The 24476-nt window shown below is 54.6% G+C and carries 22 protein-coding genes; 2 read left to right on the top strand and 20 right to left on the bottom strand.

All coding sequences use genetic code 11. The features are described 5' to 3' along the window. Window positions 1–18 precede the first annotated feature (18 nt). Window positions 19–1011: a D-xylose ABC transporter substrate-binding protein gene (xylF, locus tag AC6I8J_RS00110; protein WP_161733285.1), complete on the bottom strand. Its 993-nt coding sequence runs from the start codon at window positions 1009–1011 to the stop codon at window positions 19–21. 344 nt (window positions 1012–1355) lie between these two features. Between xylF and xylA the strand changes: the two genes are divergently transcribed. Both xylA and xylB read left to right on the top strand, forming a co-directional pair. Next, a complete protein-coding gene (xylA, locus tag AC6I8J_RS00105; RefSeq protein ID WP_161733287.1) occupies window positions 1356–2678 on the top strand; it encodes a xylose isomerase in 1323 nt (440 codons plus the stop codon). Between the two features lie 17 nt (window positions 2679–2695). Continuing rightward, complete coding sequence (gene xylB, locus AC6I8J_RS00100) at window positions 2696–4138, top strand: xylulokinase (protein ID WP_253420568.1); 1443 nt, start codon at window positions 2696–2698, stop codon at window positions 4136–4138. A gap of 147 nt (window positions 4139–4285) precedes the next feature. On the opposite strand, the gene AC6I8J_RS00095 is transcribed toward xylB, so the two are convergent. From AC6I8J_RS00095 to mnmG, 19 genes are all read right to left on the bottom strand, one after another. Further along, a complete protein-coding gene (locus tag AC6I8J_RS00095) occupies window positions 4286–5524 on the bottom strand; it encodes an MFS transporter (RefSeq protein ID WP_161733291.1) in 1239 nt (412 codons plus the stop codon). Window positions 5525–5631: 107 nt separating this feature from the next. Further along, window positions 5632–6366: a phosphate signaling complex protein PhoU gene (gene phoU, locus AC6I8J_RS00090; protein WP_009088225.1), complete on the bottom strand. Its 735-nt coding sequence runs from the start codon at window positions 6364–6366 to the stop codon at window positions 5632–5634. 17 nt (window positions 6367–6383) lie between these two features. Then, the gene (gene pstB, locus AC6I8J_RS00085; protein WP_222925443.1) at window positions 6384–7157 is read right to left on the bottom strand and encodes a phosphate ABC transporter ATP-binding protein PstB; all 774 of its coding nucleotides are present in this window, start codon (window positions 7155–7157) and stop codon (window positions 6384–6386) included. 44 nt (window positions 7158–7201) lie between these two features. Further along, window positions 7202–8092 carry a phosphate ABC transporter permease PstA gene (pstA, locus tag AC6I8J_RS00080; RefSeq protein ID WP_161733293.1) on the bottom strand — a complete coding sequence of 297 codons (891 nt, stop codon included), beginning with the start codon at window positions 8090–8092 and terminating at the stop codon, window positions 7202–7204. After that, window positions 8089–9051 carry a phosphate ABC transporter permease PstC gene (gene pstC / locus AC6I8J_RS00075; protein WP_222924810.1) on the bottom strand — a complete coding sequence of 321 codons (963 nt, stop codon included), beginning with the start codon at window positions 9049–9051 and terminating at the stop codon, window positions 8089–8091. Before pstC ends, pstA begins: the two co-directional genes overlap by 4 nt. 86 nt (window positions 9052–9137) lie before the next feature. Next, complete coding sequence (pstS, locus tag AC6I8J_RS00070; RefSeq protein WP_161733295.1) at window positions 9138–10181, bottom strand: phosphate ABC transporter substrate-binding protein PstS; 1044 nt, start codon at window positions 10179–10181, stop codon at window positions 9138–9140. 165 nt (window positions 10182–10346) lie between these two features. Then, entirely contained in the window at window positions 10347–12176 is a 1830-nt protein-coding gene (gene glmS, locus AC6I8J_RS00065; RefSeq protein ID WP_497824976.1) for a glutamine--fructose-6-phosphate transaminase (isomerizing), read from the bottom strand. Between the two features lie 153 nt (window positions 12177–12329). Beyond that, entirely contained in the window at window positions 12330–13700 is a 1371-nt protein-coding gene (glmU, locus tag AC6I8J_RS00060; protein WP_161733299.1) for a bifunctional UDP-N-acetylglucosamine diphosphorylase/glucosamine-1-phosphate N-acetyltransferase GlmU, read from the bottom strand. 160 nt (window positions 13701–13860) lie between these two features. Then, complete coding sequence (locus AC6I8J_RS00055) at window positions 13861–14280, bottom strand: F0F1 ATP synthase subunit epsilon (RefSeq protein WP_008926374.1); 420 nt, start codon at window positions 14278–14280, stop codon at window positions 13861–13863. Window positions 14281–14304: 24 nt separating this feature from the next. Continuing rightward, on the bottom strand, window positions 14305–15702 hold the full coding sequence (gene atpD / locus AC6I8J_RS00050) for a F0F1 ATP synthase subunit beta (RefSeq protein WP_008926373.1): 1398 nt from the start codon (window positions 15700–15702) through the stop codon (window positions 14305–14307). 30 nt (window positions 15703–15732) lie between these two features. Continuing rightward, the gene (gene atpG, locus AC6I8J_RS00045; RefSeq protein WP_003849534.1) at window positions 15733–16599 is read right to left on the bottom strand and encodes a F0F1 ATP synthase subunit gamma; all 867 of its coding nucleotides are present in this window, start codon (window positions 16597–16599) and stop codon (window positions 15733–15735) included. A 52-nt stretch (window positions 16600–16651) separates the two neighbouring features. Next, on the bottom strand, window positions 16652–18193 hold the full coding sequence (gene atpA, locus AC6I8J_RS00040; RefSeq protein ID WP_003849532.1) for a F0F1 ATP synthase subunit alpha: 1542 nt from the start codon (window positions 18191–18193) through the stop codon (window positions 16652–16654). A 14-nt stretch (window positions 18194–18207) separates the two neighbouring features. Further along, window positions 18208–18741, bottom strand: a complete 534-nt coding sequence (atpH, locus tag AC6I8J_RS00035) for a F0F1 ATP synthase subunit delta (RefSeq protein ID WP_003849530.1) — start codon at window positions 18739–18741, stop codon at window positions 18208–18210. A gap of 14 nt (window positions 18742–18755) precedes the next feature. Continuing rightward, window positions 18756–19226 (bottom strand): F0F1 ATP synthase subunit B, encoded by a 471-nt coding sequence (gene atpF / locus AC6I8J_RS00030; protein WP_003849528.1) that lies wholly within the window; start codon window positions 19224–19226, stop codon window positions 18756–18758. Window positions 19227–19333: 107 nt separating this feature from the next. Further along, window positions 19334–19573 (bottom strand): F0F1 ATP synthase subunit C, encoded by a 240-nt coding sequence (gene atpE, locus AC6I8J_RS00025; protein WP_003849523.1) that lies wholly within the window; start codon window positions 19571–19573, stop codon window positions 19334–19336. Between the two features lie 105 nt (window positions 19574–19678). Then, window positions 19679–20497: a F0F1 ATP synthase subunit A gene (gene atpB, locus AC6I8J_RS00020; protein ID WP_161733302.1), complete on the bottom strand. Its 819-nt coding sequence runs from the start codon at window positions 20495–20497 to the stop codon at window positions 19679–19681. Between the two features lie 8 nt (window positions 20498–20505). Then, entirely contained in the window at window positions 20506–20886 is a 381-nt protein-coding gene (atpI, locus tag AC6I8J_RS00015; RefSeq protein ID WP_013359561.1) for a F0F1 ATP synthase subunit I, read from the bottom strand. Window positions 20887–21597: 711 nt separating this feature from the next. After that, complete coding sequence (gene rsmG, locus AC6I8J_RS00010) at window positions 21598–22215, bottom strand: 16S rRNA (guanine(527)-N(7))-methyltransferase RsmG (protein WP_285086935.1); 618 nt, start codon at window positions 22213–22215, stop codon at window positions 21598–21600. A 47-nt stretch (window positions 22216–22262) separates the two neighbouring features. Next, entirely contained in the window at window positions 22263–24152 is a 1890-nt protein-coding gene (gene mnmG / locus AC6I8J_RS00005; protein WP_161733306.1) for a tRNA uridine-5-carboxymethylaminomethyl(34) synthesis enzyme MnmG, read from the bottom strand. Window positions 24153–24476: the final 324 nt, after the last annotated feature.

Here is a 24476-nt window from a genome sequence, read left to right as displayed (position 1 = left end):
CCCTCACGCTATGCGCGGTCAGAGTTCGCTCTGTTTGTGGAAACCGTCTTTCACCACGGTGCTTTCGATATTGTCTTTGTTGACCGGAATCGGCTTCAGCAGTCGCGACGGTACATCTTTCAGGCCATTATTCAGCTTGCTGTTGCTGGCGGGCATTTTGCCCTCGCCCAGCTCGACCGCAATTTTCGCCGCTTCAGTGGCCAGCTCGGTGATCGGTTTGTACACCGTCATGGTCTGGGTGCCCGCTTTGATACGCTTAATCGCGGCCAGATCGGCATCCTGTCCGGAGATGGCCACTTTTCCGGCCAGCCCCTGCGCACTCAGGGCCTGAATCGCACCGCCTGCAGTGGCATCGTTAGAGGCCACCACCGCATCAATATGGTTGCCGTTGGCAGTCAGGGCATTTTCCATAATTTTCAGGGCGTTTTCCGGCAGCCAGGCATCGACCCATTGATCGCCGACAATTTTAATGCTGCCGTTATCGATATAAGGTTTTAACACTTTCATCTGTCCGGCGCGGAACAGGCGGGCGTTATTATCCACCGGCGATCCGCCCATTAGAAAATAGTTGCCCTTAGGCACCTGTTTCACAATGCTTTCGGCCTGCAACTCGCCCACTTTTTCATTATCGAACGAAATATAAAAATCGATATCGGCGTTATTTATCATTCGGTCATAGGCCAGCACTTTAATGCCTTCACGTTTCGCTTCAGCGACAACATTACTCAACACCTGACCGTTGTAGGGAATAATCACCAGCACATCGACACCGCGATTGATCATATTTTCAATCTGCGACATCTGTGTTTCCTCGTTGCCGTTCGCCGACTGAACAAACACCTTAGCGCCCAGCGTCTCCGCCTGTTTAACGAAAATATCGCGGTCTTTCTGCCAGCGCTCGAGGCGCAAATCGTCAATTGCCATGCCGATCTTCACTTCTTTTGCCACGCTGGTCTGGCTGAAGAGCGCCAGCGCCGCGCAGGCGGCAAACAGTGCATATTTCATCTTCATAGTGATCATCCTGTAGGTGGAGGCTATTGTTATCGCAGGCCGATAAACCAGGCGGATGAATTGTTGCCCTTATTTTCCGGTCACAGCAATTACTGATTTTTATCCGGCTATTACGTTTTTTGGTTTATTTCATTTTTTATGAGCGCGATCGAGGTTTCATCTTTTTCGGACAAAAGAGTGACAATGATAAAAAGGCAGGTGAATAACAATATTTTGCGAGCCAGCGCACAAATAACAATTATCTGACACCCGTAATGAAATATCGTAATTGAGCTGAGATTACAGCCCATATTGAATATTGCTTCAACGCAGACCATCCGGGTACTGATGCTAAGGAGCAAACCATGCACGCTTATTTCGATCAGATCGATCGGGTTCGTTATGAAGGCACCCAGTCGACGCATCCTCTCGCTTTCCGCCACTACAATCCCGATGAGGTCATCCTCGGCAAGACCATGGCCGGGCATCTGCGCTTTGCTGCCTGTTACTGGCACACCTTCTGCTGGAATGGCGCGGATATGTTTGGTGTCGGTGCCTTTGATCGTCCGTGGCAGAAAAACGGGGATGCGCTGCAGCAGGCAAAAATGAAAGCGGATGTCGCCTTTGAGTTTTTCCACAAGCTGAATGTGCCGTGGTACTGCTTCCATGACGTTGATGTCTCACCGGAAGGCGATTCGCTGCGCAGCTATAAAGAAAACTTAGCCGCCATGACCGATAAACTGCTGGAGAAACAGCAGGAAACCGGCGTGAAACTGCTTTGGGGCACAGCCAACTGCTTCACCCATCCACGCTACGGTGCGGGTGCAGCCACCAATCCCGATCCTGAAGTTTTTGCCTGGGCAGCGACGCAGGTCTGTAGCGCAATGCAGGCGACCAAAACCCTGGGCGGCGAAAACTATGTGTTGTGGGGCGGACGCGAAGGCTATGAAACACTGTTGAATACCGATCTGCGCCAGGAGCGCGAGCAGATTGGCCGCTTTATGCAGATGGTGGTTGAGCACAAACACAAAACTGGCTTCCAGGGAACACTGCTGATCGAACCCAAACCGCAGGAGCCGACCAAACATCAGTATGACTATGATGTCGCCACGGTTTATGGCTTCCTGAAACAGTTCGGGCTGGAGAAAGAGATTAAGGTTAACGTCGAGGCGAACCATGCCACGCTGGCTGGCCACTCGTTCCATCATGAAATCGCGACCGCCATTGCGCTGGGCATTTTTGGTTCCGTGGACGCCAACCGCGGCGATCCGCAGTGCGGCTGGGATACCGATCAGTTCCCGGTCAGCGTGGAAGAAAACGCGCTGGTGATGTACGAAATTCTTAAGGCGGGCGGCTTTACCACTGGCGGCTTAAACTTTGATGCCAAAGTGCGTCGTCAGAGCACCGATAAATATGATCTCTTCTACGGTCATATTGGCGCGATGGACACCATGGCGCTGGCGCTGAAGGTGGCGGCTCGCATGATCAGTGACGGTGAACTCGATAAGCGTGTGGCGCAGCGCTACAGCGGCTGGAATGGTGAGTTCGGCCAGCAAATTTTGAAAGGTGAGTTTTCACTCGAGGCACTGGCGGCGCATGCTCAGCAGCAGCAGCTTAATCCGAAGCATCAGAGCGGACGTCAGGAGCAGCTGGAAAATCTGGTGAATCACTACCTGTTTGATTTCTAACCCTTCAGGAGCAGCGCATGTTTATCGGGATCGATTTAGGCACCTCTGGCGTCAAAGTGGTGCTGATGGATGCACAGGGCAACGTGGTGGCGACAGAAACATCGCCGCTGCAGGTTTCGCGTCCGCAGCCCTTATGGAGCGAGCAGGATCCTGAAAGCTGGTGGCAGGCGCTGGATTCAGCCATGCAGGCCCTGAGCGCGCAGCAGGATCTGCATAGGGTTCAGGCTATCGGGCTGAGTGGACAGATGCATGGTGCAACGCTGCTCGACAGCGCTGACCAGATTTTACGTCCGGCCATGCTCTGGAATGACGGGCGCAGCGAGGCGCAGTGCCGCGAGCTGGAGCAGACGGTGCCGGATTCGCGTTTGATTACCGGCAACCTGATGATGCCCGGCTTCACGGCTCCCAAGCTGCTGTGGGTGCAGCAGCATGAACCGGCCATCTTCAGTCGGGTTGCTCATGTGCTGCTGCCCAAGGATTATCTGCGCTGGCGATTGAGTGGCGACTTCGCCACCGATATGTCCGATGCCGCAGGGACGATGTGGCTGGATGTAGCGCAGCGTGACTGGAGCGATGTGATGCTGCAAGCCTGCGATCTCAGCCGCGATCAGATGCCGCAACTCTATGAAGGCAATGCCCTGACCGGCACATTACATGCCGATCTGGCGACGCGCTGGAAGATGAACGCGGTGCCGCTGGCCGCTGGCGGAGGTGACAATGCCGCGGGCGCTGTTGGGGTCGGCATGACCGAACCGGGCCAGGGTATGCTGTCGCTGGGCACCTCGGGCGTCTATTTCGTGGTGAGCGATGGCTATCTCAGCAATCCGGAACGTGCGGTTCACAGCTTCTGTCATGCGTTACCGCAGCGCTGGCATCTGATGTCGGTGATGCTCAGTGCGGCTTCCTGTCTCGACTGGGCAGCCACGCTGACCGGATGTAAAGATGTTCCTGAGCTGCTGGCTGAAGCGGAGCGCGCGCGCGATGACGTGCCCGCGCTGTGGTTTCTGCCCTATCTTTCCGGAGAACGCACGCCGCATAACAATCCCAGTGCCCGGGGCGCTTTCTTTGGCTTTACCCACCAGCATGGTCGTCCCGAGCTGGCACGAGCGGTGCTGGAAGGCGTAGGGTTTGCGCTGGCGGAGGGCATGGACGCGCTGCACGACTGTGGCGTGCAGCCAGAGAGCATTATGCTGATCGGCGGTGGCGCACGCAGTGCACTGTGGCGTCAGATGCTGGCAGACATCAGTGGCCAGACGCTGGATTACTGCCACGGCGGTGAAGTGGGTCCGGCGCTGGGGGCCGCCAGGCTGGCACAGCAGGCGCTGGATGCAGAGGTCACCGTGCCGACCCCGGTTCTGGTGCAGCGACACCAGCCGGATCCGGTCAGGCTGGCGCATTACCAGTCGCGTCGGGCGACCTTTGCGACTCTGTATCAGCAGCTTCAGCCATTGATGAAGTAACAACGAGGGCGTTCTGAATTTAAAGCGCCTGTTAATCAATCCCTGGTGTTAAAAGCCAGGGGGTTGATTAATGCAGAAAAGATGATCGGTATTACTGACCCGGCGTGGCCGGGATGACACTAACTCAGCCATACCTTCCAGGCAGCATCAGCCAATCGCGCCCAGCGTATCTTCCTGACCCTGTTTCTTCGGCAGCAGGAACAGCGTCGCCGCAATATCCAGCAGATAAATCAGCGCCAGCAGGGTAATCGCCGCCGTAAACGAGAACTGGCTCGCCAGCAGACCAATCACTACCGGGCCGAAGCCACCCACGCCACGCCCAAGGTTGAACAGGACATTTTGCGCGGTGGCACGCACCTGCGGCGGGAAGGTATCGGAAATCAGCGCGCCGTAGCCGCCAATCATGCCGTTAACAAACATTCCCATGATCGCACCGGTAAATAACATGATGTTCGGGTCGCGCAGCTGCGCATACACCACCACCATCACGACGGCACCAAACTGATAGAGCAGGAAGATTTTCCAGCGCGCAAAGCGGTCGGCCAGCACGCCAAACAGCCAGATGCCAAAGGTCATCCCGACCACCGTTACCGCAGTCCAGAGGCCGGATTTCGTCAGACTGAAGCCAAAGCTGGAGGAGAGGTAGCTCGGCATCCAGATCATCAGCCCGTAGTAACCAAAGTTCTGCACGGAACAAAGGATAAAAATACCGAGACTGGCTTTGGCGGTCGCGCGGTCGCGCACCAGCAGCTTCAGGCGCGCCGGAAACGAGAGCGACGGCACATGTTTAACCTGCCGTTGAAACGCCTCTGGTTCGCCCATTCCGCGACGAATAGCAAACGAGACCAGCGCCGGTAATAATCCGACCAGGAACATGCCGCGCCAGCCGATGATATTCAGCAGCGGCGGCGTGATAAAGGCTGCCATCAGCACGCCGAGCTGCCAGCCGATACCGACCCACGCTGATGCGCGGTTACGCTTCTCAGCAGGCCAGGCTTCGGCAATCAGCGCCATGCCAATACCGAATTCGCCACCCAGGCCCACACCCGCCAGCGTTCGCCAGGCGAGCAGGTCCCAGTAGCCCTGCGCCACCGCGCACAGCCCGGTAAAGACCGAGAAGACCAGAATCGTGACGGTGAGCATGCGGATGCGACCATAGCGGTCGCTGAGATGACCAAATACGATGCCACCGATAACCGCGCCAATCAGCGTCCAGGTCACCAGCGATCCCGCCTGTGAGGGATTGAGCGCCAGCGAAACACTGATCGCCGGCAGCATAAAGCCGAGTATCAGCAGGTCAAATCCATCCATGGCATAACCGCTGACCGCAGCCAGCATCGCTTTGCCCGGCGTGACGCCCGGCTTAGATTGGGGAGAAGGGGACATCGTTGCGCACCTCATAAAGAAAAGTGCCGCAATTATAAGGAGAGTTCAGGATGTGACCAATTGAAAAGGCGTATCCCTGCGCCACTCAGGCACAGGGATAAGATTACTCAGGAAGGGCGGTTGCTGCCATCGTCACCTGACAATAATTCATCGAGCCGGTCTCCACCAACGTGACGGAAATCCTGACCTTTGACGAAATAGAAGATAATTTCGCAGATGTTCTGGCAGCGATCGCCAATACGCTCAATCGCGCGGGCGCAGAACAATGCTGTCAGCACGCTGGGAATGGTGCGCGGATCTTCCATCATGTAGGTCATCAACTGGCGCACAATACCTTCGTACTCTTTATCCACCTTTTTGTCTTCGCGGTAGATGGTGATCGCCTCATTGAGATCCATCCGCGCGAAAGCGTCCAGCACATCATGCAGCATCTGCACGGTGTGACGACCCAGCGACTCAAGGCTCACCAGCAGCGGAAGATGCTGCTGACCAAATTTCTCCAGCGCCGTGCGGCTGATCTTCTCTGCCACGTCGCCAATGCGCTCCAGCTCGGAAATGGTTTTGATAATCGCCATCACCAGCCGCAAATCGATCGCGGTTGGCTGACGTTTGGCGATGATGCGCACGCAGGCTTCATCAATCTCCACTTCCATCATATTGACCTTCTGGTCGCCGTCGATCACCCGCTGCGCCAGTTCACCATCCAGATTATGCATGGCGGTAATCGCATCGGTCAGCTGCTGCTCGACCATGCCGCCCATGATCATTACCTGGGTTCGGATATGCTCCAGTTCGGCATTGAACTGACCGGAGATGTGCTTATTCAGATTCAGATTATCCATGTCGATCTCCTGTCAGATCAGCCGTAGCGGCCAGTAATGTAGTCTTCGGTTTGCTTCTGCGCGGGCTTGGTGAACAGCGTGTCGGTGTCGCTGAACTCAATCAGTTCGCCCAGATACATGAAAGCAGTATGGTCAGAGCAGCGTGCCGCCTGCTGCATATTGTGCGTCACGATCACCACGGTATAGTCCTGCTTCAGCTCGGTGATCAGCTCCTCAATGCGGCCAGTGGAAATGGGATCCAGTGCGGAGCAGGGCTCATCCAGCAGTAAGACTTCCGGCCGAATCGCGATGCCACGCGCAATGCACAGACGCTGCTGCTGGCCGCCGGAGAGACTGTAACCGCTCTGATGCAGCTTGTCTTTGGTTTCATTCCACAGCGCTGCTTTGGTCAGCGCCCACTGTACGCGCTCATCCATATCGGCACGCGATAGCTTTTCAAACAGGCGCACGCCAAAGGCGATATTGTCATAAATTGACATCGGGAACGGCGTAGGCTTCTGGAATACCATGCCGACGCGCGCGCGCAGCAGCGCGATATCCTGCTGTGTCGCCAGAATGTTTTCACCATCCAGCAGAATGTCCCCTTCGGCCCGCTGCTCTGGATAGAGCGAGTACATCTTATTGAAGGTACGCAGCAGGGTCGACTTACCACAGCCCGACGGGCCGATAAACGCGGTGACCTGATTCTTAGCGATATCCAGGTTAATGTTCTTTAGCGCATGAAACTTACCGTAATAGAAGTTCAGATTACGAACCTGAATTTTATCGGCTGTTGCTGTCGCGTTACTCATCATTCATCTCTCTTATACGGCGCCGCTCAGGGCCGCGCCGGAAGTTAACCGTGTTTACCTTTGGCGAAAATCACCCGCGCCACAATGTTCAGCAGCAGCACGCAGAGGGTAATGATCAGCACACCTGCCCAGGCCAGGCTCTGCCATTCGGCGAACGGGCTCATGGCAAACTTAAAGATGGTGACCGGCAGGTTTGCCAGCGGCTGCATCATGTCGGTGCTCCAGAACTGGTTCGACAGCGCCGTAAACAGCAGCGGCGCCGTTTCCCCTGCGATGCGGGCAATCGCCAGCAGCACGCCGGTGATGATGCCGGAGACCGAGGCTTTCAGGGTGATGGCCGAGATCATCTTCCACTTCGGTGTGCCAAGCGCATAAGCCGCTTCACGCATGCTATCTGGCACCAGCCGCAGCATATTTTCGGTGGTACGAATCACAATCGGCACCTGCAGCAGTGCCAGCGCAATCACCCCGGCCCAGCCGGAGAAGTGCTGCATCTGCGACACCACCAGGGTGTAGACGAACAGGCCGACCACAATGGAGGGGGCTGAAAGCAGAATGTCGTTAATAAAGCGGATCACTTCTGACAGGGCAGACTTGCGCCCATATTCCGCCAGATAGATCCCAGCCATGATGCCCAGCGGTGTGCCGAAAAAGGTCGACCAGAAAATCAGCAATCCACTGCCGGCCAGGGCGTTCGCCAGACCGCCGCCTGCGGTATTTGGCGGTGGCGTTGATTCGGTGAACAGGGACCAGGAGAGTCCATCCACACCGCGCGTGACGGTGGTGAACAGTATCCACACCAGCCAGAACAGACCAAACGCCATGGTCAGCAGCGACAGCGTCAGCGCAATTTTATTTTTCGTGCTGCGCCAGGACTGCATTTTACGACGTGATGCGTCCAGTTCGGCGCGCGCCTGAATTTCAATCGTGGTCATGAGCGCGTTCCTTCACTTTTCTGCAGTCGCATAATCATCAGCTTTGAAATCGCCAGCACGATAAAGGTAATCACAAACAGGATCAGGCCCAGCTCCATCAGCGCGGCGACATGCACGCCCGACTCCGCTTCCGCAAACTCGTTGGCCAGCGCCGAGGTGATGCTGTTACCCGGCATAAACAGCGATGGGCTGTCGAGCTGATAGGTGTTGCCGATAATAAAGGTCACTGCCATGGTCTCACCCAGCGCACGACCCAGCCCCAGCATCACGCCACCAATCACACCATTTTTGGTAAATGGCAGGACGATGCGCCAGATCACTTCCCAGGTGGTGCAGCCGATGCCGTAGGCTGACTCTTTCATCATCACCGGGGTCTGCTCAAAGACGTCGCGCATCACCGAGGCAATGTACGGGATGATCATGATCGCCAGAATCACTCCCGCCGCGAGGATACCGATACCGAAAGCGGGGCCGGAGAAGAGTTCGCCAACAATCGGAATACCCGACATCACGTCGTTAACCGGCGTCTGGAAATATTCGGCAAACAGTGGCGCGAAGACAAACAGGCCCCACATGCCGTAAACGATACTCGGGATAGCTGCCAGTAGCTCAATGGCGGTGCCCAGCGGGCGACGCAGCCAGCCTGGCGCGAGTTCAGTCAGGAACAGCGCAATACCAAAACTCACTGGCACGGCGATAATCAGGGCGATGATGGAGGTCACAAGGGTGCCGTAAATCGGAACCAGTGCGCCAAATTGTTCGTTGGGCGCATCCCAGGTTTTGGTCCACAAAAAGGCGAAACCAAACTTCTGGATGCTGGGCCACGAGGAGATGATCAGGGAGACAATAATGCCGCCCATCAGTAACAGCACAATCAGCGCAGCCAGCCTGACCAGCGCGCCAAAAATTCTGTCACCTTGTTTGCCTGGGGCTTTGAATGCCGGCTTCGTTGCAGCCATAGAAGTCTCAGTCTTCAGAAGTTATCAGGGCGGCATGAGCCGCCCGCTGGGTCTGACCGGACCGCTGTCCGGCCAGGGTCGGTCAATTACTGATAAAGCGCTTTACCAGAACTGTCTTTGATATTGGCTTTCCAGGCGGCGCGAATCTGCTCGGTCACGCTCTCTGGCAGCGCAGCATAATCCAGCGCTGTGGCGGTTTTGCTGCCGCTTTTGTAAGCCCAGTCGAAGAACTTCAGCACTTCAGCGCCCTTAGCCGCATTCGCCTGATCTTTATAGATCAGAATGAAGGTGGTTGAGGAGATTGGCCAGGCATCCGCGCCCTTCTGGAAGGTCAGATCCTGCGCAAAAGACTTGCTCCAGTCAGCGCCTTTCGCGGCATTACTGAAGCTGGTCTCGCTTGGTGCAACCGCTTTACCATCGGCATCGATCAGTTTGGTGTAGGTCAGGTTGTTCTGTTTGGCGTAGGCATATTCCACGTAGCCGATAGAACCCGGCAGACGCTGAACAAACGCGGCGACGCCGTCGTTGCCTTTACCGCCCAGACCCACCGGCCAGTTAACGGTATTACCTTTACCAATTTTGCTGTTCCAGTCCGGGTTCACTTTCGCCAGGTAACTGGTGAAGACGAATGAGGTGCCTGAACCATCAGCACGACGCACCACGTTGATGTTGGTCTCTGGCAGTTTTACGCCCGGGTTGAGTCTGGCGATCGCCGGGTCGTTCCACTTTTTGATGGTGCCGAGGTAGATATCACCGACGGTTTTACCATCCAGCGTCAGCTGGCCTGACTTGATGCCTGGCAGGTTAACCGCCAGCACCACACCACCGATCACGGTAGGGAACTGGAAAAGGCCATTTTTCTGCAGATCTTCATCTTTCATTGGCGCATCGGACGCACCGAAATCAACGGTTTTGGCGATGATCTGTTTTACGCCGCCAGATGAACCGATGCCCTGGTAGTTAATTTTGCTACCGGTGGCTTGCTGATATTCTGCTGCCCACTTGGCATAAACCGGCGCCGGGAACGTCCCGCCTGCACCAGTGAGATCGGTGGCCGCAAAAGCAGATACCGCGCTTACAGCGAAGGTGGTGGCGAGGATTCGGGCTACGGTGCTACGCATCAGTGTCATATTCCCTCCAGGGGAGAAAAGTCAGGCTAGGGGCCGTTTTAGTAAGAGTCTGTGATTGCTGCAGGAGGGAAAATAGGACAGTTTGATGACAGTGAAATGTACGAAATGTGACAGTTATATGACAGAGGGCCAGAATGAAGTGGGCCCGCGACGGGGCCCACCAGGTTATTCCACGGTAACCGATTTTGCCAGGTTGCGTGGCTGATCGACGTCGGTGCCTTTAATTAGGGCAACGTGATAGGAGAGTAACTGCAACGGCACGGTGTAGAAGATCGGCGCAATCACCTCTTCAACATGCGGCAACGGGATAATCTTCATCCCGTCACTGTCGCTAAAGCCTGCATCCTGATCGGCGAACACATAGAGCAGACCGCCGCGTGCACGCACCTCTTCGATGTTGGATTTGAGCTTCTCCAGCAGTTCGTTGTTAGGTGCCACTACGATCACCGGCATGTCCGCATCAATCAGCGCCAGCGGGCCATGTTTCAGCTCGCCTGCGGCGTAAGCCTCCGCATGAATGTAGGAGATCTCCTTGAGCTTCAGCGCCCCTTCCATGGCAATCGGGTATTGATCGCCACGACCCAGGAACAGCGCGTGATGCTTGTCAGAGAAGCCTTCTGCCAGATTCTCAATCAGCTTATCCTGCGCCAGCATCTGCTCAATCCGGTTCGGCAACGCCTGCAGGGCATGAACGATCTCATGCTCAGTCTCCGCAGACATCCCTTTCAGACGACCCAGTTTCGCCACCAGCATCAGCAGCACCGCTAACTGGGTGGTAAACGCTTTGGTAGAGGCGACGCCGATTTCGGTGCCCGCTTTGGTCATCAGTGCCAGGTCAGATTCCCGCACCAGTGACGAACCCGCCACGTTACAGACGGCCAGCGACCCCAGGTAGCCCAGCTCTTTCGAGAGACGCAGTGCTGCCAGGGTATCCGCCGTTTCACCCGACTGCGACAGGGTGATCAGCAGGCTGTTTTTGCGCACCGCTGACTTGCGATAGCGGAACTCAGAGGCGATCTCCACGTCACAGGGGATATTTGCCAGCGACTCAAACCAGTAGCGTGACACCATGCCGGAATTATAAGAGGTGCCGCAGGCGATAATCTGGATATGCTCCACCTGACTCAGCATCGCTTCAGCGCCCGCGCCCAGCTCGCTGAGGTCAACCTGACCCTGGCTGAACCGACCGCTCAGAGTGCTTTTCAGCGCCATCGGCTGTTCGTAGATCTCTTTCTGCATGTAATGACGGTAAATGCCTTTGTCACCGGCATCATATTGCAGGTTCGACTCGATTTCAGCACGCGTCACGGTGTTGCCTTCACGGTCGATTACCGTGACATCACGACGGCTGATCTCGGCGATATCACCCTCTTCCAGATAGATGAACCGGCGGGTCACCGGCAGCAGAGCCAGCTGATCTGAGGCGATAAAGTTTTCACCCATGCCACGGCCAATCACCAGCGGGCTGCCGGAACGGGCGGCCACCAGCAGTGACGGATCGCGGCTGTCCATGATGACCATGCCATAGGCACCGCGCAGCTGTGGGATTACGCGCAATACGACTTCGCGCAGCGAACCGCCCTGCTTCTGCTCCCAGTGAACCAGATGCGCCACCACTTCGGTGTCGGTTTCAGAGACAAAGACGTAGCCGCGTTCAATCATCTCAGCGCGCAGCGGCTCATGGTTTTCAATGATGCCGTTGTGCACGATGATGATGTGCTCTGAGACGTGCGGATGCGCATTCGCTTCCGACGGCTCGCCATGGGTTGCCCAGCGCGTGTGCGCGATACCGGTGCCACCAATCAGCGGCTGCTGTTCAGCAGCTTCCGCCAGTTTCTGCACTTTCCCTAACCGCCGCAGGCGCGTGACGTGCCCCTGACGATCGACCACGGCCAGACCGGCCGAATCATATCCGCGATATTCAAGACGACGCAGACCTTCCAGCAGAATCTCTGCGATATCGCGTTGTGCTACTGCACCAACAATTCCACACATAATGATGTTTTCCTGACTACATGGCTTTTCGCCACTTCTGTTGTCATGCGACCTGATATCCGGCTTTGCCGGTTCCCCGAGCCTTGTAGAGAGTGGGGATTATAGTTTTGGCATTGCACTGCATCGGCCCGCATAAAGCGGGCCGTTAAAAATTTATTTTTTCTTCACCGGACGCTGCCAGTCCGCTTTGTGATTCTGTTCTTTACGGTTATAGACCAGACCGGCTTCGGTCACATCTTTCATGAGGGTGGTGCCTGCCGCAATGGTAGCGCCTGCCGCGACGCTGACCGGGGCCACCAGCTGCGTATCTGAGCCGACAAATACGTCATCGCCAATCACGGTTTTGAATTTATTCGCGCCATCATAGTTGCAGGTAATCGTGCCTGCACCAATGTTCACGTTGTCGCCAATCTCCGCATCACCCAGATAAGAGAGGTGACCCGCTTTCGATCCCTTGCCGAGACGCGCTTTCTTCATTTCGACGAAGTTTCCCACGTGAGCGGCGTGCGCCAGCTCGCTGCCAGGACGCAGACGGGCAAAGGGCCCGACGGTGCAGGCGGTGGAGAGATGAGCATCCTCGATCACCGTATAGGGGCTGATTTCACAGTCATCGCCAATCACGCTGTTTCTGATAATGCAGCCCGCGCCGATTTTGACGCGCGAGCCTAGCGTGACCTGGCCTTCAATAATGACGTTGGTGTCGATTTCGACATCCCGTCCATGCGTCAGCGTCCCGCGTAAATCAAACCGTGCCGGATCGCGCAGCATCACGCCGGCCAGCAGCAGTTTTTCCGCCTGTTCAGCCTGGTAAGTGCGTTCTAATGTCGCCAGCTGCAGACGGTTATTTACGCCATCGGTTTCGCTGATGCGTGCCGGATGGACTGCGTTGATTACCCGACCTTCCTGATGCGCCAGCGCGATAATATCGGTGATGTAATACTCACCCTGTGCATTGTTGTTGGTGAGCTGTGACAGCCAGCGTTTTAAATCGCCGCCGTTGGCGATCAGAATACCAGTGTTGATCTCTTTAATGGTGAGCTGCGCCGGGGTGGCATCTTTCTGTTCGATAATGCCGGTGATGGTGTCGTTCTCGCGCACAATGCGGCCATAGCCGGTCGGGTCATCCAGTACCACGGTGAGTAAGCCAATGCCGCCCTGCGGTTTTGCTTCACGCAGACGCTGTAATGTCGCCTGAGTGATTAGCGGCACGTCGCCATAGAGCATCATGATATCTTCATCATCGGCGAAGGCAGGCGCGGCCTGCTGCATCGCATGGCCGGTGCCGAGCTGCTCAGCCTGCAGCACCCAGTTAAGCGTGCTGTCGGTAAGGGTCGCTTTCAGGCGGTCGCCACCGTGACCATAAACCAGATGTACCTGCTGTGCGCCCAGCCCTTTGGCGGCATCAATGACGTGCTGAACCATCGGTTTGCCTGCCAGCGTATGCAGAACTTTAGGCAGATCGGAATACATACGGGTGCCCTTGCCAGCAGCAAGAATCACCACACTCATCGCACTGTTAGACATAACTATCCTGAGTGAATTTTTACGGGTGAAAGTAAAACGGTTTGGGGTTGAGATTACTACATTTTTCTCAGGCCGAAATTAGGCGGACGGACAGATTGGCCGCCACAGGCAAAAAAAATGCCAGCCCGAGGGCTGGCATTTCGTGACGCATAAAGCTGGATTACATCGCTTTTTTGGTCAGTTCGATCACGCGCAGTTTAGCAATGGCTTTCGCCAGCTCGGCAGAGGCCTGAGCGTAGTCCACGTCGCCGTGGCTGCTGTTCATGTGCTCTTCTGCTTTGCGTTTTGCTTCCAGAGCACGCGCTTCGTCCAGATCGGTACCGCGAATCGCGGTATCGGCCAGAACGGTGCTGCTGCCCGGTTGCACTTCCAGCACGCCGCCAGAGAGGTAGATATACTCCTCTTCGCCGTGCTGTTTCACGATACGGATCATTCCAGGCTTAATGGCAGTCAGCAGCGGCGCATGGCCAGGGAAAATCCCCAGTTCACCTTCGCTACCTGACACCTGAATTTTCTGTACCAGACCAGAGAACAACTGCTCCTCTGCGCTGACCACATCCAGGTGATAAGTCATAGCCATAATCTTCCTCCCGGGAAACCGTTATTACAGTTTCTTCGCTTTTTCCACGGCTTCTTCGATGGCACCAACCATGTAGAAGGCCTGCTCTGGCAGGTGGTCAAACTCACCTTCCATGATGCCTTTAAAGCCACGGATAGTGTCTTTCAGCGTAACGTATTTACCCGGTGAACCGGTGAATACTTCCGCAACGAAGAACGGCTGAGACAGGAAGCGCTGAATCTTACGCGCACGTGCCACCAGCAGTTTGTCTTCTTCAGACAGCTCATCCATACCGAGGATGGCGATGATGTCTTTCAGTTCCTGATAACGCTGCAGCAGTGACTGAACGCCACGTGCAACATCATAGTGCTCCTGACCGACAACCAGCGGATCCAGCTGACGGCTGGTAGAGTCCAGCGGGTCAACGGCCGGGTAGATACCCAGAGAGGCGATCTGACGGCTCAGCGTTACCGTTGAGTCTAAGTGCGCAAAGGTGGTTGCTGGTGACGGGTCAGTCAGGTCATCCGCAGGGACGTAAACGGCCTGTACGGAAGTGATTGAACCGGTCTTGGTGGAGGTAATACGCTCCTGCAACACACCCATCTCTTCTGCCAGCGTTGGCTGGTAACCTACCGCAGATGGCATACGACCCAGCAGTGCAGAAACTTCTGTACCGGCCAGGGTGTAACGGTAGATGTTATCGATGAACAGCAGAACGTCGCGGCCTTCATCACGGAATTTTTCCGCCATGGTCAGACCGGTCAGTGCGACGCGCAGACGGTTACCCGGCGGCTCGTTCATCTGGCCATAGACCAGAGCAACTTTATCGATAACGTTTGAGTCAGTCATTTCGTGGTAGAAGTCGTTACCCTCACGAGTACGCTCACCCACACCAGCAAACACAGAGTAACCTGAGTGTTCAGCTGCGATGTTACGGATCAGTTCCATCATGTTGACGGTTTTACCGACACCCGCACCACCGAACAGACCCACTTTACCGCCTTTGGCAAACGGACACATCAGGTCGATAACCTTGATACCGGTTTCCAGCAGTTCCTGCGAGTTAGACTGATCTTCATAAGAAGGCGCTGCGCGGTGAATAGAGGCGATCTCTACTGCGCTGCCATCTTCTTCTTTCAGCTCGCCTTTCATGTCGATAGGCTCGCCGAGAACGTTCATGATACGGCCCAGGGTCGCTTTACCGACCGGAACCTGAATCGGTTTCTGCAGGTCGTTGACATTCAGACCACGCTTCAGGCCGTCAGACGTACCCATTGCGATGGTACGCACTACGCCGCCGCCGAGCTGCTGCTGTACTTCCAGCACCAGACGCGCATCACCATTCATTACCTCGAGGGCGCTGTACACTTGCGGTACCGCGTCCTGAGGGAATTCGACGTCAACAACGGCGCCGATAATCTGGACAATCTTTCCAGTTGCCATCTTGAATCCTCTACCTAATTCCAAACCTGGTTAAACCGCGGAGGCCCCCGAGACGATCTCGGTAAGTTCCTGGGTGATGCTGGCCTGACGAGCTTTGTTGTATACCAACTGCAGCTCTTTGATCAGATTTCCGCCGTTGTCGGTTGCGGCTTTCATCGCCACCATACGTGCAGCCTGCTCACTGGCCAGATTTTCCACCACACCCTGATAAACCTGCGATTCGACATAACGGCGCAGCAGAGTATCCAGCAGCGCTTTCGGATCGGGTTCGTACAGGTAATCCCAGGTCTTCGCCTTCATCTCTTCTTCACCTTCCGCTGGCGCTAACGGCAGCAGTTGGGTGATGGTCGGAGTCTGAGACATGGTGTTATTGAATTTGTTACTGACGATCATCAGTTTGTCGATGCGGCCTTCATCATAAGCCTGCAACATCACTTTTACCGGGCCAATCAGATCAGACAGGGCAGGTTTATCGCCCATGCCGCTGACTTGCGCCACAATGTTGCCACCCACAGCACTGAAGAATGACGCCCCTTTTGAACCGATAATCGACAGATCGCTCTGCACGCCTTTATCGGACCAGGACTTCATATCCGCCAGTAATTTTTTGAACAGGTTAATGTTCAAACCACCACAAAGCCCGCGGTCTGTAGAAACGACCAGGTAGCCGACGCGCTTGACGTCGCGCTGTTCCAGGTAAGGGTGCTTGTATTCCAGATTACCCAACGCAAGGTGACCAATCACTTTGCGCATGGTGTCTGCATACGGACGGCTGGCCGCCATGCGTTCCTGCGTTTTACGCATCTTGGAGGCGGCGACCATTTCCATCGCTTTGGTGATCTTCTGCGTGTTTTTCACGCTTCCAATCTTGCTTCGTATCTCTTTTGCGCCGGCCATTAGCTTCTCCTCAAAGCCTTGCGGCCTGCCTTTTCAGACAAGCCGCCAGACATTACCAGGACTGGGTTGCTTTAAACGTATCGATCAGGCCTTTCAGCTTCGCTTCGATATCGTTGTTAAAGTTACCCGACTGGTTGATTTCAGCCATCAGCTCAGCGTGGTCGCGATCGGCGAAGGCCAGCAGTGCAGCTTCGAAGCTGCCAATTTTTGCCAGTTCAACGTCGTTCAGGTAGCCACGCTCTGCAGCGAACAGAACCAGACCCTGCTGCGCGACAGACATCGGCGCATACTGTTTCTGCTTCAGCAGCTCGGTCACTTTCTGACCGTGGCTCAGCTGTTTGCGGGTAGCATCATCCAGATCAGAGGCGAACTGCGAGAACGCCGCCAGTTCACGATACTGTGCCAGCGCGGTACGGATACCACCGGACAGTTTCTTGATGATCTTGGTCTGTGCAGCACCACCTACGCGGGATACCGAAATACCTGGGTTAACGGCCGGACGAATACCGGAGTTAAACAGGTTCGATTCCAGGAAGATCTGACCATCAGTAATCGAGATTACGTTGGTCGGAACGAACGCAGAAACGTCGCCCGCCTGAGTTTCGATGATCGGCAGCGCGGTCAGTGAACCGGTTTTACCTGTCACTGCGCCATTAGTGAAACGTTCTACATAATCAGCGCTTACGCGTGATGCACGTTCCAGCAGACGGGAGTGGAGATAGAACACGTCGCCAGGGAACGCTTCACGGCCTGGTGGACGGCGCAGCAGCAGAGAGATTTGACGGTAAGCGATAGCCTGTTTGGAGAGGTCATCGTATACGATCAGCGCATCTTCACCACGGTCACGGAAGTATTCGCCCATCGCACAACCTGCGTACGGAGAGAGATACTGCAGTGCAGCTGATTCAGAAGCAGACGCCACAACAACGATGGTGTTCTGCAGTGCGCCATGCTCTTCCAGCTTACGAACCACGTTAGAGATGGTTGAGGCTTTCTGACCAATCGCAACGTAGACACACTTGATGCCTGAATCGCGCTGGTTGATGATCGCATCGATCGCCATCGCGGTTTTACCGGTCTGACGGTCACCGATGATCAGCTCACGCTGGCCACGGCCGATTGGAATCATCGCATCGACCGACTTATAACCGGTCTGAACCGGCTGGTCGACTGACTGACGATCGATAACGCCAGGTGCAATCACTTCGACTGGTGAGAAACCGTCGTTGTCGATTGCGCCTTTACCGTCGATTGGCGCACCCAGGGTGTTCACAACGCGGCCCAGCAGGCCGCGGCCTACCGGTACTTCAAGAATGCGGCCAGTACACTTAACCTTCATGCCTTCGGCGAGGTCAGCGTAAGGACCCATCACCACTGCACCAACCGAGTCACGCTCGAGGTTCAGGGCGATAGCGTAACGGTTACCCGGCAGGGCAATCATCTCACCCTGCATGACATCGGCCAGGCCGTGTACGCGGATGATACCGTCACTTACAGAAACAATCGTACCTTCGTTGTGAGCTTCACTCACGACATTGAACTGAGCAATGCGCTGCTTGATCAGTTCGCTGATTTCGGTGGAATTCAGTTGCATATGCTCCAGTCCCCTTAAGACTGCAAGACGTCAGCCAGACGGTCAAGACGGCCGCGTACGCTGCCATCAATAACCAGATCACCCGAACGGATGATCACGCCTGCCATCACAGACTTATCAATTTTGCAATTCAGCTTAACTTTGCGTGACAGACGTTTTTCCATCGCGGCGCTGATTTTATTCAGCTGGTCGTCACTCAGCGTACTGGCGGAGATAACATCAACTTCAGCGGTGGCTTCATGAGCGTCACGCAGTTCGATGTATTGGGCCAGTACAGCCGGAAGCGCTGTCAAACGTCCGTTTTCCGCCATCACCTTAATCAGGTTCTGCGCGGGTTCATCCAGTTGATCACCACAGACTGCGTTAAACGACGCTGCCAGCGCTTCAGGTGCTAATGCACCGGAGAGAAGATCAGCCATCTGTTCATTGCGAGCCACTTCTGCGGCAAACGCCAGCATCTGTTGCCAGCGTTCTATACTTTGATGCTCAACAGCAAAGTCAAAAGCTGCTTTGGCGTAGGGGCGAGCTACAGTAATCAGATCAGACATCAGCCCCTCCCTCCTTACAGTTCAGCGACCAGTTTATCAACGATGTCGCTGTTAGCAGCTTCATCCACGGAGCGTTCGATGATCTTCTCGGCGCCAGCCATAGCCAGCAACGCAACCTGCTTACGCAGTTCTTCACGCGCACGTTTGCGTTCGGCGTCAATTTCAGCCTGCGCTTGTGTCACGATGCGATTACGTTCGTTTTCAGCTTCGGTTTTCGCTTCGTCCAGAATCTGCGCGCGACGCTTGTTCGCTTGCTCGATAATGACCTGAGCGTCTTCTTTGGCTTTTTTCAGCTGGTCGGTCGCATTAGCCTGCGCGAGATCCAAATCTTTCTTTGCACGTTCAGCAGAAGCAAGGCCTTCAGCAATTTCTTTCTGGCGCTTTTCGATAGCAGCCATGAGCGGCGGCCATACGTACTTCATGCAGAACGCGACAAACAGGATGAACGCGATAGCCTGGCCGAGGATTGTTGCATTAATGTTCACAGCACAATGCCTCTAGATTGAGTATTTAACTTTTCTGCCGTTATCGTTGTGATAAGCGGCAGAATCCGTTCACCCCTGCACATTGTGCGCTGAGTGAACACAGGGCTTTAGGCGACAGCAAACATCACGTACAGACCCAGACCAACAGCGATCATCGGGATTGCATCCACCAGACCCATTACAACAAAGAACTGCGTACGCAGCAGAGGAATCAGGTCAGGCTGACGAGCAGCGCCTTCCAGGAATTTTCCTCCGAGGATGCCGATACCGATCGCAGCACCGATTGCCGCCAGGCCCATCATCACAGCGGCAGCCATGTACAGCAGATCCATATTCAGGTTTTCCATGACAGTCTCCAGTTTGTTTCAGTTAAATGCTCCCTTCATCTTCCAGGCTTCAGCGGAGTACGCTGCAACCCGGAATCAAGAGGGAAAGTAGTGTTGAGAAAAAAATCAATGCTCTTCAGATGCCATCGACAGATAGACAATCGTGAGGACCATGAAAATGAAAGCCTGTAGCGAAATGATCAGGATGTGGAAAATGGCCCACGGCACATTCAGCACCCACTGCGACCACCACGGCAACAGACCGGCAATAAGGATAAAGATCAGTTCACCCGCATACATGTTACCGAACAGTCGTAAACCCAGTGACACAGGCTTAGACAGAAGGCTTACACCTTCCAGAATCAGGTTGATCGGGATGAAGATCGGGTGGTTAAAAGGCTGCAGCGTCAGCTCTTTCGTGAAGCCGCCAATGCCTTTCATTTTGATGCTGTAGAACAGAATCAAAATAAATACGCCCAACGCCATAGATAGCGTGATGTTCACGTCTGCAGATGGTACGACGCGCAGCGCCGGTAACCCCAATACGTGCTCACCAATATATGGCAGCAGGTCGATTGGCAGCAGATCCATGAAGTTCATCAGGAAGACCCAGACAAAAATTGTCAGAGCCAGCGGGGCGATAAGTTTGCTCTTACCGTGATACATGTCGCGCACGTTACTATCAACGAAACCGACAACCAGTTCGATAGCCGCCTGCATTTTCCCTGGTACACCGCTGGTAGCAGACTTCGCCACGCTACGGAACAACACCAGGAAGATGATTCCCAGCACCATAGAGAAAAACATGGAATCGATATTTAATACCCAGAACGTCGCGGGAACGTCGTGCGGATTCACTAACTCGAAGGTACGAAGGTCCAACTGAAGATGAGTCAGGTGGTGACCAATGTACTCTTGCGGAGTAGAGATTTCTCCTGCAGCCATGATGCCTCTTACCCTTTGTTGTTAATTACCGCCGGTGCCAGCATTTGAACCACCAGCACCGATAACCAGGTTATTCCGACCGGCCAGAAGACCGCCCCGAACAGACCCAACGCCACAATGAGCAAAATGATGGTCGCAAACACTTTAGCAATTTCACCTAAAGCGAAGCTCCACGCGACTCGTCCCGAAGCGGGGGGTTGCCCCTGCAGGCGCCAGGCTAAAAACAAAAACAATACGTTTGGCAGCCAGGCTGCCGCTCCGCCAGCAAGAGCAGAGACACCCCAGGTGACATCTTTAACAGCAAAGAGTCCGCCGATGATGACTATCGTCACCAGCTGAATCATCAGCACCGTTCGGGCGAATTTTACACTGTAAAGAGACACTGACATGACGCTGATACTCTCCTGCCCCGTTAGGGGTATGTCGCGTGTCGTATAAGACTGCCTTTGCGCAGTTGAGTCAAGCAGCAAAAGCCGTGCAAATTATACGGGCCGCACCTGCGATTTCAATCGGTAAGTAGCGAAAAGGTGAACAATTATTTAAATTTCTTTCCGAAGGGCTATTTTTCCAAAGATTACCCTGCAGAGATTCACCCGAATCTGACTGAAAATTCACTCGCATCTTGCTTTTAAAGCGTGCTTTAGATCACATAATAAGCACTCACACGACATTGAGTTTTATCTGTGGCCTATTTAAGAACAATCTGCAAAACAAATTAAACCTTTAAAATCATAAAATTAAAATTACAAAAATGGGCAGGCAGGACTATTTTCACAGAAAACACGCTATTGACATCGAACTGTGCATGAGAATCGTGAAATTGATATTACGTACGCAAAGTTATTACCACGATATATTTTCCGGCGTGACTACTTTTATTCCACGACCCGCCTATACAAGTGATATTTCTGATAACCGAATGTGAATTAAACGTTAAATGTAACAGAGCTTTTCGGATAATTTCCGTCTCCGTTTTTAACCTTCGCTCAGCCTGGGCTTAATCAAAATCTTTTATTGATAACGCATCATCTGCACTTTTTTCATCTACACCCTGATTAAAACCCTGGCAGAGAAACGTTAAATCCCTGCAAACCAGAGGGCTACTGATGACGAATAATGACCAGATGACGGTCACCTTCCAGCTGAGGCACCTGCAGCTTTATCACTGCATCGGAGACATAGCCGGCCGGTAACTCAGCTATTTCATCGTCCGGGCGGACACCTTTGAGCGCATAAAAGCGCCCTTCCCCGCCAGGCAGATGGTGACACCAGTTCACCATGTCGGTCAGCGAGGCAAATGCACGGCTGACGATACCATCAAACGGCGGCTCAGCCGGAAACGCCTCAACCCGGCTCTGGACCGGAGCAATGTTAGTGAGTCCTAACTCATGCTGAACCTGACGCAGGAAACGTACCCGCTTGCCCAGGCTGTCGAGCAGCGTAAAGTGCGCGTCGGGCATCACGATAGCCAGCGGAATGCCAGGCAGTCCTGGCCCGGTTCCCACATCAATGAAACGCGAGCCTTTCAGATGCGGCGCCACCACGATGCTGTCGAGGATATGGCGAACCAGCATCTGCTGCGGATCGCGCACGGATGTCAGATTGTAGGCTTTGTTCCACTTATCCAGCAGGCCGACATAGGCAACCAGCTGCTGTTTTTGTTGATCGGAGAGGGAAATACCGGCTGCCTTTAGCAGCGACGTGAGTGAGTTAATCACAGCATAAGTCCATTCAGCGGGGGCAAGTCACCTCGCCCCATTTCAGATCAGGCGCTTTTACGCAGCAGACCCTGTTTTTTCAGATAGATAAGCAGAATTGAGATGGCCGCCGGGGTGATGCCGGAGATACGCGTCGCCTGACCAATCGAACTCGGTTTGTGATCGTTCAGCTTGGCGATCACCTCATTTGAGAGGCCGTTCACCTGGCGATAATCAAGCTCCACCGGTAACAGTGTGTTCTCGTTACGCAGCTGGCGATCGATCTCTTCCTGCTGACGCGCGATATAACCTTCATATTTAACCTGAATCTCAACCTGCTCAGCGGCCTGCTCATCAGCCAGTGCCGGACCAAAGGCATCCAGCGTCATCAGCTTCAGATAGGTCAGCTCAGGACGGCGCAGCAAATCTTCGCCGCTCGCTTCTTTCGTCAGCGGTGCGCTGAGTACCGTGTTCACTTCCGTCACATGCTCTGACTTCGGATGAACCCAGATATCGCGCAGGCGCTGACGCTCCTGTTCAATCGCTTCCAGCTTCTGATTGAAACGCGCCCAGCGCGCATCATCCACCAGACCCAGTTCACGACCAGTTTCGGTCAGACGCAGGTCGGCATTGTCTTCGCGCAGCATCAGGCGGTATTCAGCACGGGAGGTAAACATCCGGTACGGCTCTTTGGTACCGAGTGTGCAGAGATCATCCACCAGCACGCCCAGATAAGCCTGGTCACGACGCGGTGCCCAGCCCTCTTTATCGGCAGACTGACGGGCGGCGTTCAGCCCTGCCAGCATCCCCTGCGCAGCCGCTTCTTCGTAGCCGGTTGTGCCGTTGATCTGGCCGGCAAAGAACAGGCCGTGAATAAATTTGCTCTCCAGCGTCGGTTTGAGATCGCGTGGATCGAAGAAATCATACTCGATGGCATAGCCCGGACGCACGATCTTCGCATTCTCCATGCCCTGCATGGAACGGACGATCTGAATCTGTACGTCAAATGGCAGACTGGTCGAGATACCGTTCGGGTAGATCTCATTACTGGTCAGCCCTTCCGGCTCCAGGAAGATCTGATGCGAGTTACGATCGGCAAAGCGCATCACTTTGTCTTCGATCGACGGGCAGTAGCGTGGACCGATCCCCTCGATGATCCCGGCATACATCGGGCTGCGATCCAGGTTATTACGGATCACCTCATGGGTTTTCTCGTTGGTATGCGTGATCCAGCACGGTACCTGCTGCGGATGCTGGGACGCATTACCCATAAACGAGAAAACCGGCATCGGGTGATCACCGTGCTGCGGGCTAAGCACTGAAAAATCGATGGTGCGCGCATCGATACGCGGTGGCGTACCGGTCTTGAGGCGGTTTACCCGCAGCGGCAGCGCACGCAGTCGTTTTGCCAGCGGAATGGACGGGGGATCGCCAGCGCGACCGCCACTGTAATTATCCAGACCGATATGAATTTTGCCGTCAAGGAAAGTGCCGACGGTAAGCACGACGGTTTTCGCGCGGAACTTCAGTCCCATCTGGGTGACGGCACCCACCACACGATCGTTTTCCACGATAAGATCGTCGACCGCCTGCTGGAAGATCATCAGATTAGGCTGATTCTCCAGTGCCGTACGCACCGCCTGCCGATAAAGCACGCGATCTGCCTGAGCACGGGTGGCCCGTACTGCCGGACCTTTGCTGGCGTTTAGTATCCTGAACTGGATACCCGCCTGGTCAATCGCACTGGCCATCAGACCACCCAGGGCATCCACTTCCTTCACCAAATGTCCTTTGCCAATCCCACCAATCGCCGGGTTACAGGACATTTGTCCAAGCGTATCAATGTTATGGGTGAGTAACAGGGTTTGCTGACCCATTCGGGCTGCCGCCATTGCGGCTTCGGTGCCCGCATGACCACCACCAATTACGATGACGTCAAAAGGATCCTGATAAAACATGAAGTGGTACCTCGGTTGATGAACTTGCAGGATCGTCGTCCTGGGGCGTGGATTCTACTCAAATTCCGTCTGGGGTGAAAGTCGCGGGATCGTCCGGTTTTAAAAGAAAGGATCTTAGATCTGTATATGATCTTTCTGTTAGATCTCTTATTAGGATCCCGCCTGTCTGTGGATATGTGCCAGAAGCAGAACAGAAACAACAGGATGACGAGGATCACTAGCTGTGAGTGATCGGTGATCCTGATCCGTATAAGCTGGGATCAAAATGGCACGTTATCCACAGCTCAAAAATCTTTCTACGGTTATTCTTTGGATAACTACCGG

Source organism: Pantoea sp. X-Soil-ISGK-355 (genome assembly GCF_059730805.1).
This window is presented reverse-complemented; position numbering and strand designations above follow the sequence as displayed.